Origin of the sequence: Cytobacillus sp. Bva_UNVM-123, assembly GCF_046351715.2 — a bacterium.
Lineage (GTDB): Bacteria > Bacillota > Bacilli > Bacillales > Cytobacillaceae > Cytobacillus.
Genome location: NZ_CM177772.1, coordinates 758,590 through 773,861, shown reverse-complemented (window position 1 = coordinate 773,861; position 15,272 = coordinate 758,590). Strand labels below are relative to the sequence as shown.

Here is a 15,272-nt window from a genome sequence, read left to right as displayed (position 1 = left end):
ATCTTAAAGACGAGTTAAATATAATGCCCATGTCCCTAGCCAACATAAAAGCACAAAAATACCTAAAGACAGAACAGATGTAAGTGTACTTCGCAGTGACATTTTTTGATCATTATCACTGCTTCCTTTTCGTTTCTCTAATGTCATCTCTCGTTCTCTCCTAGCCTTAATTGGAAATGATGGAAAAAGCCCCCTGCAATAAGTAGTATTACCAACATTATTTTAAATATGTGTGGAAAATAGTCTTCACAATATCATTCTAGTTATTAACATAAAACAAGTATTTATAGAGAAAACACTATAATGAAGGATTAGAAGATAGTAGAAGAAGTCAACATATGTATAATTTAAATACTCACTATTTATTATCTTTGGTTCGTATAGCTGCATAATGACAGAAAAAAAGCCATCTTTTTAGACGGCTTTTCTCCTTATTAATCAACTATTTATCTCTATATCAATCTCAACGCTAGAGTTGAATTCTACGGTCACCTTATCATCGAAGAGATATTTTAAATACGAATACAAAAAATAATCTAATTTACATTAGGTTTCTTGGACATACTCATTTTTTTGAGAAGCTTCTTTTTTTAATTTTATAATTAATAAATCGCTACTGGCCCATAAGGACCATCGATAATTTCTATTTTTGTTTCAAAAATATCCGTCAAAACTTTTGGGTCCATAATCTCTTCTACCGTTCCAAAAGCGGCAATTTGTCCATCTTTCATAGCACAAATTCTATCAGAATATTTGGCTGCAAAATTTATATCATGCATAACAGTCAGAATTGTTCTTCCAAATTCATTAGCAGCATGTTTCAAATGTTCCATCATTTGAACAGAACGAGCAACATCAAGATTGTTCAGAGGCTCGTCCAAAAGTACATATTCAGTCTCTTGGCACAAAACCATTGCAACATATGCCCTTTGCCTTTGACCACCTGAAAGCTCATCTAAATATCTATTTTCAAGATCAGTCAAGTCTAAAAAATCGATGTATTTAGAAATAATCGCCTCATCCTCTTTTGTCAATCTTCCCTTTGAATGAGGAAAACGTCCAAATCCAGCTAGTTGTCTAACAGTAAGCCTTGTTACAAAATGATTTTCTTGTCGCAAAATAGTCACAATTTTTGCTAAGTCTTTTGATTTACAGTCAGAAACATCCATATTTGCTACCATAATTTGACCTTCATCCATATCCAAAAGTCTACCTATCATCAAAAGTGTCGTAGACTTTCCAGCACCATTTGGTCCAATTAAAGAAGTAAAACCAGCTTTTGGTATTTCAATATTCAAAGGTCCTATTTTTACCTTATCATTATACAACTTTCTAGCATTTTCAATCTTTATCATAGAGCCCTCTTCCTTAAAATTACAATTAAAAATATTATACCACCAAACAGTTCGATAATAACTGAAACTACACCTTGAGCATTGAATACATGATACATAAAAAAGTATGCACTCGTTAGGATCAAAAATCCTATAGCAAGGGCCATTGGAAAAATATATCTGTGATCATAAGTTGGAGTCGCTTGATAACTCAAAGTTGCAACTAAAAAGCCATAGAAAGTAAGTGGTCCAACTAAAGCCGTTGAAATGGACATCAAAACAGAAACTAATATAAGTGTAAAAATTATACTAGATTGATGTTTAACTCCAAAAGAAGTAGAGACATCCTTTCCAAGTGACAATACATTTAAATTCTTAGAATAAGCAAGAAGTAATAATGCTACAATGATTACGATCGGAATGACAATTGGGAAATATGCAGCATCCGCATTATTGACAGAACCAAACAATTTTGCCTGTAAAATATCAAACTCAGACGGCGCAAGAAGTCTTCTCATAAAAGTTGACACAGAATTCAGTCCAGTTCCAATAATAATTCCAACCAAAAGCATAAGCTGTAAATTCCCATACTTTCCAGAAAGCAACCATCCATAAAGAATCAAACTCATCAAGACCATTACAATAACTTTAAATAGAAATGATCCAATACCAGTAAAATTTATCAATGCACTAGCACCAAAGAAAAAGATTGTACTAGTATGAATTGTTGAGTAAAGTGATTCAAAACCTAAAAGTGAAGGAGTAATAATCCTATTATTCGTAATCGATTGGAAAGCAACGGTCGACAAACTATGACAAATTGCAGCAATAATCATTGCAACAAGAGCTACTATCCTTCTCTTAACAACTGGGATAAAAGAAGGTGAATCTACTGGAACCGGATTGTTATAAACTAAAAGTCCATACGCAGAAAGAACGCCCAAAACAATCAATGTTATGAGCAAAATCCAATAACGTTTTTCATCTTGCTTAGAACGAAAAGCTCTAGCTGATCTATTTTCATTACCAAGGCTAGAATCGATTTCGACATTTTCTTTATGTCTATATTCCAATGCGTTCATCTTAGCCTCCTTGGTCTTCTTTGTCTCAATAAAATAGCAATAAATACGACTGACCCCACTGTTCCAAGTATTAAAGAGACAGGTACCTCAAAAGGCATTATAATTGTTCGAGAAATGATGTCACAAACAGTTATAGTACCCATTCCTATCACACATACCCAAGGCAAATTACTTCTAAGATCATCTCCTCTAAACATTGAAACAATATTTGGGACAATTAAACCTAGAAAAGGTAAGTTACCAATAACAGCTGCAACAATTCCAACAGCAATAGAAATAAGACCAGTCCCTAAAAGAACGATCCTATTGTAATTTACTCCAAGACTTGTTGCAACATCTTCCCCTAGTCCAGCTAAAGTCAATCTATTAGCATAAATAAAAATAAGAAAAGTAATGATAACAATTAACCATAAATATTCATATCTTCCAACTTGAACTGCCGCAAAAGAACCTACAAACCAACCTTCAATATTTTGCGTCATTTGAAAAAGGAGGCCAATAAAAGTAGAAACTGCAGAAATGACTGCTCCAAGCATCAGCCCAATAATCGGGACAATTAAAGACGAACGAAGTTTAACTCTTCTTAAAAATAAAAAGAAAATCATCGTTCCTATAAAAGAAAAAATGATTGCACCAGTCATTCTTAGTACTAACGTTGGTGCAGGAAATAATAAGTAAACAAAAAGAAGGCCCAAACCTGCCCATTCAATAGTTCCTGTTGTGGTAGGTTCAACTAAACGATTCTGTGTAATAAGTTGCATTACGAGTCCTGCCATTGACATGGCAGCTCCAGTAAGCATTAGTGCAGCTGTTCTTGGAACACGAGTTATGAAAAACATTTCCATTCCATCCTCTTGTCCGCGTATATCATAAACTCCAGTAAACAGTGATATAATGCCTAAAATAATAACAACTATAATCGCTAATATAAAAGGTTTTGTCCATATCTTATTGTGGTTATAAAGCTGGGGTTGAGAATTTTTCTCAACCCCGGTAATGACATTTTTCGGCACTATGTTATACTCCTTTACACTACTTAGCTAAAGTATTTGCAAGGTTTTCAAATAACTCTATATAAGTTTGGATTGATTCATTTGTATAAGTGTCATTTGGTGCATAAATGATCTGTCCTTTAGAAACAGCAGTAACTTTTTGAAGAGCAGGTGAATTATCAATAACATCCTTAGCAGGAACAGCATCAGTTGTAGAAGATACTGCAGCATCACGATCTAGTACGAAAAGCCAATCAGGATTACTTTCTGCAATAGCTTCAACAGAAACTTCATCACCTTGATGATCTGAAGTAGTTTTGTCAACTTCTAATGCCGGAGTCCATCCAAAAATTTCATACATTGGTCCCCAAACACGTCCAGTATGAGGAGCTGAAAAACCAATATTTCCACCAGAAACGATAACACTCATAACTGTATCCGTTCCATTATAGGCAGATTTAGCATCTTTGATAGATTGATCAAAATCAGCTAGCAATTGTTTGGCCTCTTCATTTTTATCAAAAATTTGTCCCAAAGCGATTGTAGCATCTTTAAGTCCATTTACTAAGTTTTCTCCAGGTGTCTCAGCTTCCTCAGAAACGTCAACATTAAGATCAATAACAGCTGCATTTGGCACTAATTTTTTTATATCTTCATAATAGCTAGCAAATCTTTGACCGACAATTACAAGTTCAGGGTCTACAGCTGCGATAATTTCAAGATTTGGTTCACGATGATTTCCAATATCTTGAACTGACTCATCATCTACATATTTTATATCCGCTGGCATTACAGCCTTTGGAACAGCCGCTAATTCAATTCCCCAATCAGCTAAAGTTTCAAACGTTCTATTATCCAAAGCAACGACATTCTTTGGGTTTACAGGAACAGTAACAGTTCCATGGGCATCAGTGATTTCAACCGTTGCAACTTCAGTAGAATCATTTACTTTCTCATCCGTTTTAGTCTCACCAGTTTTATTACTTGAATTTGAGCAAGCTGCCAACATCAAAACAAAAATTGCCATAATGACAGTTAATTTAAACTTCCCCATTTCTTATACCTCTCTCCTTATATGTAAGTTTAATAGACAAACAGAGTATTGAATTGATGAAATTAATATCAATGTTCTATTTTTATGAGCAATTTAAATAAAATTATCTCGATTTTACATAGTGCACAGCGACAACATAAAAATAAATGATATTGATTATCAATTTCAATGTTCTATTCAAGTATACCAAATCAAAAAACATTATCAACATTTTTTATAACATTAATTTTTAAATATGGCTTCTAAGTGAAAAATGTATTTGGCATTGTACGCTAAACAAAAAAAAGCTGTTTGATAAGAGTTTCCTATCAAATAGCTTGGATTTATTTTTTGAGCAATATTTGAAGTTAACAAGCCTCACATCTATTTTCACATATTCGATAGAATGCATTCAAAGGCTAGTTTCCTTTTTTAATATAGGCTGAGATTAAATTTCCAATGCTTGACAGTGTTTGCTGACCTGCTGACTGATATGGGAGCCGATCGATTAATACCGCTGCATAGATCACTTCGTCTTTATAACGAAATTGCGCACAATCATGTTCAACCCCAGGCAACCCGCCAGTCTTATTAGCAACAATCATTTCTTCATCGCTAATTGTCGCAGCAAGCTTATCTTTAAATTGCTGTTTTTCCATCATTCGCAATGATTGTTCAACACTTTCGATAGTTAAATATTCTCGTTCAGCTATCGCTTTTAAGCACATTATCATATCATTTGCTGTCGTATAATTATCAACACCATTTTTCAAAGCCGCAAAATCCATCATCTTCCGATTAAGCTGACTATTTTTCATTCCGATGAACCGCATGCATTTATTTATTTGTTCCATTCCAAGCCGCTCAATTAATAAATTTGTTGCGATATTATCTGAGACAATAATCATTAAAGTCATTAAATCAATTATTTTCAAATCTAAATCAGATGATAATGCGTGGATAACACCCGATCCTTCTACTCTATCAGTATGTGAAATTGGAATCGATTCATGTAAATCTTGCAGCCCCCTATCAAACTGACGAAATCCTTCAATTAATATTGGGAGCTTTATTAAGCTTGCTGATGGAAATTTTTCATCATGATTGATTTCGATTTTTCCATCATTGCTTGCAATGACAAGCCCAACCCTACCTTCACAGGCATCTATCAGCTTTAAAACTTCTCTTTCTAACGTCGAGAATCTCATCTTATTTTCTCCCTCGAATTGTTACAGCTACCTCGGGACGATTCGGGTCGCCTGTTATATTTTGATCGTATAAATGACAAGCAACAAAATGACTCTCTCCGATTTCTTTCCACTCAGGCTTTTCTACTGAACAGGCAGGCATTACATATGGACAGCGTGTTCTAAACACACACCCGCTTGGTGGATCAATCGGGCTTGGAAGCTCACCTTGCAAAATGATTCTTTCACGTTCATCTTCAACATCTGGATCAGGAATGGGAATGGCTGATAGCAAAGCCTTCGTATAGGGGTGAAGTGGATTTTGATAAAGATTTGCACTTTCGGTAAGTTCGACGAGATTCCCTAAATACATAACCCCTATTCGATCACTAATATGCTTAACCATCGAAAGATCATGGGCGATAAACAAATACGTTAAATTCTTCTTTTTTTGCAAACCTTTTAGTAAGTTGACCACCTGTGCTTGAACAGAAACATCTAGTGCAGAAATAGGCTCGTCAGCAATAATGAAATCTGGATCTAATGATAAGGCACGTGCAATTCCAATACGCTGTCTTTGTCCGCCACTAAATTCATGAGGGTAGCGATTAGCATGATCTCGATTAAGGCCAACATCCTCCAATAATTGATACACTCGTGCCAATCTTTCTTTTTTGTTTGGATATAATTTATGAACCTCCATCGGCTCAGAAATAATCTCCTGTACGGTTGAGCGAGGGTTTAATGAAGCGTATGGATCCTGAAAGATCATTTGCATTTTTCGGTGAAAGGCAAACCTTTCTTTTTCCGTCATTTCATGGACATTTTTCCCTTCATACAGGACCTCACCCTCTGTCCGATCATACAGTCCAATAATTGTGCGGCCAGCTGTAGATTTTCCACAGCCAGATTCACCAACAATCCCAAACGTTTCTCCTTTTTTGATTTGAAAGGAAACATCATCAACCGCCTTTAAAATATGTCCTTTTCCGAGTGCGAAATGTTTCTTAAGATGTTTCACCTGTAATAATGCATCATTTGCCATGACTATTCCTCCATCTCCTGCCAATAGCGTCTTGCTGTACATAACTCCTTTTCATAAATTGTATTTTTCATCTCAATTATTTCGATGCTTTTTCCTGTATTTGGTGAATGCAGCAACTTGCCATCCCCATAATAGATCCCGACGTGATGAATACTGCCTTTTCCCTCTTCATAAGCAAAAAACAAGAGATCCCCAGGCAGTATTTTATCCAATACAATGTCAGCTCCTTCTTTAGCCTGCTCATGTGCATCACGAGGAATCATATACCCATTTGCTTTGCACATTGAATAGCTAAAACCGGAGCAATCATAGCCAAAGCTGCTCATTCCACCCCATAAATAAGCTAAACCGAGAAAGCGCTCACCTTCTGATACGATATCCTTCCCATTGCCTTTCGGTAAGTGATTTATCGACTCATACACAGCAGCATCTTCCGCTTTCAAAAAACCCTCTCCCGATGGCGTTTGAACTTGAATCCATTGATCTTCTCTATTAATAAGCGGAAGCCATGTTTGATAGCTTAATACGAGCTGGGGTTCTTTGGAAAAGTTATAAAGTGACGTCTGCTTTTCCGTTATGACAACAATTGGACTACTCTCTATTTTCCAACCTACCGTAAGCATTATTTGTTCCTTTGGCAGCCAGCCTGGATAGCCTCTGCTATCCTTTGATGAGGATTGAGTCGGTATCGCTACCTGTACCCAATCCCCCTTTTCTTCTAAAATTATTACTTCTTCTCCATATAATAGTTGCGACTGGACTAAATTTTTATTACATAGCTCGAGACTCGTTTCATAGGATAAATCTTTCAGCCAACCTTCAATATGAGCAGGGTTAGTGATCGCGTCTTTATCAATTTCCCTTGCAGAATCAAATGACGTCCATAAAGTTGCAACTGGAACATTGATAAGCCATTTTTCTTTAATCTCCAAGTATACCCCTCCCTTATAAAGTGAAACTTCAATCAGTGGGGGTTTTCATTCATCCCCCACTGATTGTTAGTTGAACCAATCGGGCCACGGGCTGTTGCCCCTCACTTAGAATTTCTTTCTTATTTCAACTTCTTGAAGTGGAGGTCTTACAGCCCGTTAATCTGCGATTAAGTTTTCGCCTCAGACACTCATATGGTTATTCTTTACTTGAACATTGCGAATTCCTAAACCCGGTTCCTTTGGGAGAACAATTTTTCTACCTTCATATTTAATGCCGCCATCGACAAGTTCTTTAGCCATCATTAAAGGAGCATCAAAGTCGAAGCGGGTAATGTTTTTCTTGCTAGCAGCAAAGTGAGCTGCAGCTGAAATGCCAACTTTTGTTTCAATCATGCTTCCGACCATACATTCCATACCGCAAACTTCTGCGAGCTGGTTTATAATTTGGGCTTGATAAATGCCGCCAGACTTCATTAATTTAATATTAATTAAATCCGCACTTCTCGTTTTTATCACTTCAAACGCCTGCTTTGGCGAAAAAACGCTCTCATCAGCCATAATCATCGTATCCACATGATCAGTGACTTCCTTTAGCCCCGCAATATCCCATGCTTTAACAGGCTGCTCTACCAGCTCAATCTGTAAATCCAGCTCCTCCATTTTTCGAATAACCTGTATAGCTTCCTTCGGCTTCCAACCTTGATTGGCATCAAGACGAAGCTTTACTTTATTCCCAACCCGTTTTCTAATTTCACGAATCCTCTCAATATCTGTTAAAATATCATCCTTCCCAACCTTTACTTTCAGCACATCAAACCCTTGCTGCACATAAGAGACAGCATCTTCCCCCATTTCCTCCGGACCATTCACACTAACCGTAAAATCAGTCTCAATTTCACTTTTATGCCCACCAAGAAACTGATAAAGCGGGAGATTGCATTGCTGTGATAAACAGTCATATAAAGCCATGTCTATCGCTGCTTTTGCACTCGGATTTCCGATAAGATTCGTTTGAAGCCCTTGAAAAATAGATTCGTAATTTAATAAATTTTGTTTTTCCAAATATGGTTTTAATACGTCATGTATGGCTGATTCAATACTTGAAAGACTCTCACCCGTTATAACTACCGTTGGTGGTGCCTCTCCCCAGCCGATGACCCCATTATCACATGTAATTTTTACGATAAGAGACTCCGCCGTATTTACTGTCCGTAATGCTGTTTTAAAAGGCTTCCTAAGTGGAATTGCGATTTTAAAAGTTTCGATTTTTGCTATTTTCATATATACCACCCTTTATTGAATCCCACTTTCGATCGTTAGTAGTTTTTCTTCCGTATTTAATTCCGCTTTAACACCGAGTGGAATTGAAATATGTGGTGAACAATGTCCGATTTTAAAGCCTTTTAATGCCGGCTTATTCGCTAAAAAAATATAATGTTCAATTACCTCATCAAGACTTAAGGAGAGCTCTCTTTCAGGAACACAATTATTAAAATCACCAATGATAAAGCCGGCTGCGTCCGTCAATTTTCCAGCCATATGCAGTTGATTCAGCATCCGGTCGATTGAACGCGGCTCCTCATTAATATCTTCAATTAAAAGCAGCTTTCCTTTCGTATCAAGTTCATACGATGTTCCAATGGAACTAGCTAATAAAGTTAAATTTCCACCAGTTACCTCCCCTATTACATTTCCATCTATTAAGGCTTCCAAAGGGGAAATTTCATTCGTATATTCAATGAACATCGGCTCAAAAAGCTGCTTAAAACATTCCTTAGATAAAGGGTCCACATCTACTTTTCCAATATCGGAGGCAAGCATCGGACCATGGAAGGTGACAAGACCTGCTTTCTGTCGAATTGCGGTATGCAAAAAAGTAATATCACTGTAGCCCCAGAAAATCTTTGGGTTTCTCTTAATTAAAGCATAATCAATTTGCGAAGCAATTCGCCCTGTGCCATATCCCCCACCTGCACAAATGATCGCCTTTACTTCTCGATCCGAAAACATCATATGTAAATCGGCTAACCTATCTTGATCACTTCCAGCTAAATAACCATATTGTGCATAAACATGATTGCCTACCTTTATCTTTAAACCTAACTCTTCTAAAAATGCGAAGGAACGCTGTAAATTTTCTTGATTCGGTGGGCTTGCAGGTGCGATTATGCCAACCGTATCTCCTTTTTTTAGTCGCTTCGGTTTCACTAACATGCTGTCACACCCTTTATTTTCTTGAAAGTCTTTAAAAAAGCGCAAGCACTCTGACAAGCCATTCAGCCACTGCAAACTATTTATTAACTTGTCCGTTGATTTCCGTTCCAGACGCTTCGCTTTCCGTGGGGCAAACGGTGAGCCTCCTCGTCGCTCACTTTCCTGCGGGGTCTCACCAGTCCGCTTTTCCCACAGAAGTCTCGCGTCTTCCACTCCAATCAACTCAGTGCAAAAAAGATATGAACTTTAATGTAAAATACGATAGTATCAAGGACTGTAGCTGTATAAATTTTCTTTCTTATTCTTTTAGAAAAACTTGGCGTTCGCCAAGTCCTTTCGGCGAATACCTTTGCTTTTTTTATGCAGTATTATAGGTGCTAACATTATTTAAACTTTAGTTTATGCCCCATTTTTCAGCGATATCCAACTTTTTACATTTTATCAGCGAAATTCAGCTATTTATCAGCGGAGTTTTGCTATTTATCAGCCGATTATACACATTTATCAGCCTAAGTAGACAAAATTTGTAAAATACTATAGTATCGTTTTCATCTTACATACCTTCTTGGTTATGAGGTCGATTCTTTTGGTGCTCTGCTGAGAATCGACCTCAATAGTTTCAAAAGCGAATTTTACAAGATTCACATTTAATTCAAAGCTTTAACTAGTTTTTATCCGCATTTTTCAGCTCGATATATCCAACTGGATGACGAACAATCCCTGTAACAGCTTCATTTTGCAAGTATGCTTGATTATAGAAATAAAGCGGGAAGATCGGCATTTCATCAAATAGAATCTTTTCTGCCTTGTACATTAATTCGTAGCGCTTTGTTTCGTCTCCCTCGTTCTTTGCATCTTTAATTAATTGATCATATTCAGCATTGCTCCAACCGGTGCGGTTCATAGAAAGTCCAGTTTGGAAGTTTTCTAGGAAGTTGATTGGATCTGCATAATCTGCTAAGAAGGAGCTGCGTGAAAGCTGGAATTTCAATGCTGTTTGTTCTTCAGCAAATACCTTCCATTCCATGTTTGCTAGTTTTACTTCTACACCTAAATTGTCCTTAAACATTTGCTGAAGAGCTTCCGCAATTTTCTTATGTGAGTCACTTGTACTATATGTTAATGTGACCTCAGGGAGTGTATCATAACCTTCCTCTTCCATTCCTTTTGCTAATAATGCTTTTGCTTCTTCCACATTTGTTTTGATTAAATCACCTGATTTTTCTCGGAAATCCTTCCCTGAAGGATCCTTAAATCCGTATGAAACAAATCCGTATGCAGGCTTCTCCCCTTTTTTCGTTACATATTCGACAATTTGCTGTTGGTCAACTGCCATTGCAAATGCTTTACGAATATTTACATTCTGGAACGGCTCCAATGTGACATTGAATCTAAAGAAATAATCACCAGCTTGATCTTCAACTTGAACTTTTCCTTCTTCAAAGAGCTGCTCACTTAAATCAGCTGGAATGCCAGAAGTGTCTAAGTTTCCTGTTTGAAACATTTGATATTCTGTATTTGTGTCATCAATGATAGCCCAATGAACTTTGTCTAGCTTCACATTTGCCGCATCCCAATATTGCTCATTTTTCTCCATCACAAAATGGCTATCATGCTCCCATTCAGTTAAATTAAATGGCCCGTTTCCAACAAATGTTGCTGCTTCAGCAAACCACGTTGGATTTTCTGTTGCCACTTTTTCATTGATTGGGAAAAAAGCTGGATTCGTAATAACACTTAAGAAATACGCTTGTGGGCTTATTAATGTGACCTCAAATGTTTTTTCATCTACAGCTCTTACCTTCACATCATCAGCCGTTCCCTCTCCATTATTGTAAGCCTCTCCACCTTCAATGAAATAACCTAGAAATGCGGCTGGAGAGCCGGTATCAGGATTTAATAGCCTTTTCCAAGCAAACACGAAATCACCTGCGGTCACATCATCCCCATTAGACCATTTCGCATTTTCACGGATATGGAATGTATAAACTTTCCCGTCAGCAGACACATCCCAGCCTTCAGCAATTGCTTTCTCTGGTTCATGTGTCTCCCCAAGGCGTGTTAAACCTTCCATCAAATTGTTTAATGGGCTCCAAGAAACAGAATCAAAGCCAATCGGTGGATCAAATGATGTTGGTTCCATCCCATTATTCAAATATAGAACCTTTTCTACATCCTCCTTCGTCCCTTCCTCCTGTTTGTTCTCATTATCATTCTTTTTCGGTTCAGTCCCTGCATCCTGTTTGGCCGTACACGCACTAAGCACAACAGCTAACAACCCTACGAACAACAGAGATAAAATCTTCTTCATTTTCTTTCCCCCTTTTTTATCATCCTTATTTTTTTATTTTCAGCTATATGAGCATTGCTGATAGAAAAGAACTTCACGTCATTTTTGCCAGCATATTCATAGCACGTTCGTCTTGAAGCCAGCATTCAACATAATGCTCGTGACTCAGCTCTGTTCTAAAAGGATAAACTTTTTCACAAACTTCCATTGCATAGCTGCATCTCGCTGTAAATGGACAGCCGGTTGGCGGCGAAAACAAATCTGGTGGAGAGCCCCCAATTGGGATAAGCTCTGCATCCTCGAGATCAAGTCGTGGAACTGAGTTTAATAGTCCTTTTGTATAAGGATGCTGCGGGTTGTAAAATATCTCTCTCCTTGATCCTGCTTCAATGATTTTCCCCGCGTACATGACTGCAATTCGGTCGGCAACTTGTGCAACTACACCTAAATCATGGGTAATCAGAATAATGGATACGCCTGTTTTCTTCTGAATATCTTTAAATAAATCAAGAATTTGAGCTTGAATCGTAACATCAAGAGCTGTCGTTGGTTCGTCTGCAATTAATATTTCTGGCTGGCAAACAAGTGCCATAGCAATGACAATCCGCTGTCTCATTCCACCACTGAACTGGTGTGGATGCTGCTTTAAGCGTTCTTTTGGATCTGGAATCCCGACAAGTTCAAGCATTTGCAAAGCCTTTTTTTGGGCTTCCTGTCTTGATATTGACTTATGCTGCAAAATTCCTTCAACGATTTGCTCTCCAACAGTAATGGTCGGATTCAAAGCCGTCATCGGGTCTTGGAAAATCATCGAAATATCAGCACCGCGAATATCTCTCATTTGCGGTTCTTTTATTTTTGTTAAATCTCTTCCTTTAAATAAAACAGAACCATTTGTAATTTTTCCTGGTGGGTTTGGAATTAGGCGCATGATGCTTTGCGAAGTAACACTCTTCCCACAGCCTGATTCACCAACAATTGCTAATGTTTCTCCTTTATAAAGATCAAACGTAACACCTCGGACAGCCTTCACTTCTCCCCCATATGTTTGAAAGGCAACATGAAGATTGTTCACTTCAAGAACTTTTTCCATGATGTTTGTTTACCTCCTTAGCCTCGGATCAAGTGCATCTTGCAATCCATCCCCTAGTACATTAAATGAAAACATTGTGAGTGAAATAAAGAATGCAGGGAAGAATAACCGCCACCAATGTCCTGAAAGAATGGTTGATAGTCCATCACTTGCCATTGAACCCCAGCTTGCTAAAGGCGGTTGAATGCCTAGTCCAAGAAAGCTTAAAAATGCCTCTGCAAAAATAGCGGATGGAACCGTCAACGTCATTTGCACAATAATTGGGCCCATTGTATTTGGAAGTAAGTTTTTTCGGATAATTCTTCCTGTTTTTGTTCCGAATGTCTTTGAAGCGAAAACGAATTCATAGTTTTTAATTTGCAGTACTTGCCCCCTTACAATTCTCGCCATTCCTACCCAACCCGTTACAGTAAGGGCAAAGATAATCGTGAACAAGCCTGGTCCCATGACAACACTAATTAAAATAACAACAAGCAAATACGGCAATCCATACAGGATTTCAATAATTCTCATCATTACATGATCCGTATTTCCACCTTTGTAACCAGCAATCCCTCCATAAACGACACCAATTGCAAAATCAATCAGGGCCGCAACAATTCCAACGAATAAGGATATTCTGGCACCAAGCCATGTTCTAGAAAACATGTCCCTCCCTAATTCATCTGTCCCAAACCAATATTCGCTTGATGGTGGGAGATTTTGGTTAGCAAGCTTTTGCTCTGCAACATGATGAGGTGACATCATCGGCCCAAAGATGGCCATTATTGTTAATAAAATAAGACAAATCAATCCGAGCATGGCTAATTTATTTTTTAGCAGGCGGCGCCATGCGTCTTGCCAATAGCTTAAACTTGGCCTAACAATCGCTTCCGCACCAGCACTGTCTTTATTGATTGGAGTAAACCATTCATCTGGAATATTTGGAGCAATATTTCGTTCGTTTTCTTTTCTTAACTCCATTCATTCCCCTCCTTTCTTACTTCGATGAATCGGGGCTCAAGACGCTTCAGCTTTTCATTGTCTAGCTTCAGCGGCTAGGGGCTCGAGGTCTTAAGCCATGCTGACATGAGGCTAAACTACAGCCACCTTATCAGCACAGCTTAAGCTTGTCGCCCCTGCTCAAGCCGCTTCAGCTTTTCGCTTTATGTAGCTTTATTCGTGGGTCGAGGAGACCGTAAGCAATATCGACTAAAAAGAGCATAATTATTAAGATCGTACTGTAAAATACAGTAGTCCCCATGATGACGGGATAATCACGCTGGTTAATACTTTCCACAAAGTACTTACCCATTCCCGGAATGGCAAAGATTTTCTCTATGACAAACGTTCCAGTTAAAATGCTGGCTGCTAATGAGCCCAGTACGGTAACTACAGGTAAAAGCGCATTTCTTAATGCATGTTTAAAAACAATTTTTACCGGAGATAGTCCTTTTGCCTTTGCCGTTCTAATATAATCTTGGGTTAAAACCTCAAGCATACTTGCTCGCGTTAATCTAGCAATAATCGCCATTGGCCCTGTTGCTAGAGCTAAAGTTGGAAGAATCATATGCTTTGGACTTACCCATGTGGCAACTGGAAGTATCCCCCAGTTAACAGCAACCTGTTGAATTAATAAAGTGGCCATCACGAAGTTTGGAATGGAAATTCCGAGAACCGCAATCGTCATGGCTAGATAATCAATGAACCCGTTATGCCTAAGTGCAGCAATGACACCGAGCGTTATTCCTGAAATAACCGCTACGATTAGGGTGACAATTCCGAGCTCAAAGGAAACTGGAAATCCCCTTCCGAGCAAATCATTCACAGTTTGCGATGATTTTTTGATCGAAGGGCCAAAATCAAAAGTGATGACTGATTTCAAATACATGCCATATTGAACATAGAGTGGTTGATCAAGATGATAAAATTTTTCTAAGTTTTTTTGCACCGCTTCACTTGTCGCCCTTTCATCTGTAAAAGGAGAACCTGGAATAGAGTGCATAAGGAAAAATGTCAACGTAATAATAAGCCAAAGTGTAATCAGCATGGCAATGAGTCGTTTCACTACATAAACAGTCATTTACATAA

The 15,272-nt window shown here is 37.9% G+C and carries 14 protein-coding genes; all 14 read right to left on the bottom strand.

The window, feature by feature from the left end; all coding sequences use genetic code 11:
• Positions 1-3: 3 nt before the first annotated feature.
• The 14 genes from KDN24_RS03760 to KDN24_RS03695 all read right to left on the bottom strand — a co-directional run bounded on the left by KDN24_RS03760 (position 4) and on the right by KDN24_RS03695 (position 15,264).
• The gene (locus tag KDN24_RS03760; protein WP_409975358.1) at positions 4-147 is read right to left on the bottom strand and encodes a cytochrome c oxidase subunit 2A; all 144 of its coding nucleotides are present in this window, start codon (positions 145-147) and stop codon (positions 4-6) included.
• A 455-nt stretch (positions 148-602) separates the two neighbouring features.
• The gene (locus KDN24_RS03755) at positions 603-1,355 is read right to left on the bottom strand and encodes an iron ABC transporter ATP-binding protein (protein WP_409975357.1); all 753 of its coding nucleotides are present in this window, start codon (positions 1,353-1,355) and stop codon (positions 603-605) included.
• Positions 1,352-2,416 carry an iron chelate uptake ABC transporter family permease subunit gene (locus KDN24_RS03750; RefSeq protein WP_409975356.1) on the bottom strand — a complete coding sequence of 355 codons (1,065 nt, stop codon included), beginning with the start codon at positions 2,414-2,416 and terminating at the stop codon, positions 1,352-1,354. The genes KDN24_RS03755 and KDN24_RS03750 overlap by 4 nt, the downstream gene beginning before the upstream one ends.
• A complete protein-coding gene (locus KDN24_RS03745; protein WP_409975355.1) occupies positions 2,413-3,429 on the bottom strand; it encodes an ABC transporter permease in 1,017 nt (338 codons plus the stop codon). Before KDN24_RS03745 ends, KDN24_RS03750 begins: the two co-directional genes overlap by 4 nt.
• Before the next feature lie 19 nt (positions 3,430-3,448).
• The gene (locus KDN24_RS03740) at positions 3,449-4,462 is read right to left on the bottom strand and encodes a siderophore ABC transporter substrate-binding protein (RefSeq protein WP_409975354.1); all 1,014 of its coding nucleotides are present in this window, start codon (positions 4,460-4,462) and stop codon (positions 3,449-3,451) included.
• A gap of 398 nt (positions 4,463-4,860) precedes the next feature.
• Entirely contained in the window at positions 4,861-5,649 is a 789-nt protein-coding gene (locus tag KDN24_RS03735) for a serine hydrolase (RefSeq protein WP_409975353.1), read from the bottom strand.
• Position 5,650: 1 nt separating this feature from the next.
• Positions 5,651-6,673, bottom strand: a complete 1,023-nt coding sequence (locus KDN24_RS03730) for an ABC transporter ATP-binding protein (protein ID WP_409975352.1) — start codon at positions 6,671-6,673, stop codon at positions 5,651-5,653.
• A 2-nt stretch (positions 6,674-6,675) separates the two neighbouring features.
• Entirely contained in the window at positions 6,676-7,605 is a 930-nt protein-coding gene (locus KDN24_RS03725; RefSeq protein ID WP_409975351.1) for a C40 family peptidase, read from the bottom strand.
• A gap of 180 nt (positions 7,606-7,785) precedes the next feature.
• Positions 7,786-8,886, bottom strand: coding sequence for a mandelate racemase/muconate lactonizing enzyme family protein (locus KDN24_RS03720; RefSeq protein WP_409975350.1), 1,101 nt, complete (start codon positions 8,884-8,886; stop codon positions 7,786-7,788).
• Between the two features lie 12 nt (positions 8,887-8,898).
• Positions 8,899-9,819 (bottom strand): S66 peptidase family protein, encoded by a 921-nt coding sequence (locus KDN24_RS03715; protein ID WP_409975436.1) that lies wholly within the window; start codon positions 9,817-9,819, stop codon positions 8,899-8,901.
• A gap of 664 nt (positions 9,820-10,483) precedes the next feature.
• A complete protein-coding gene (locus tag KDN24_RS03710; protein WP_409975349.1) occupies positions 10,484-12,130 on the bottom strand; it encodes a peptide ABC transporter substrate-binding protein in 1,647 nt (548 codons plus the stop codon).
• A gap of 73 nt (positions 12,131-12,203) precedes the next feature.
• Positions 12,204-13,202: an ABC transporter ATP-binding protein gene (locus KDN24_RS03705; protein ID WP_409975348.1), complete on the bottom strand. Its 999-nt coding sequence runs from the start codon at positions 13,200-13,202 to the stop codon at positions 12,204-12,206.
• Positions 13,203-13,211: 9 nt separating this feature from the next.
• Entirely contained in the window at positions 13,212-14,165 is a 954-nt protein-coding gene (locus KDN24_RS03700; protein WP_409975347.1) for an ABC transporter permease, read from the bottom strand.
• Between the two features lie 169 nt (positions 14,166-14,334).
• Positions 14,335-15,264, bottom strand: coding sequence for an ABC transporter permease (locus KDN24_RS03695; protein ID WP_409975346.1), 930 nt, complete (start codon positions 15,262-15,264; stop codon positions 14,335-14,337).
• Between the last annotated feature and the right edge of the window lie 8 nt (positions 15,265-15,272).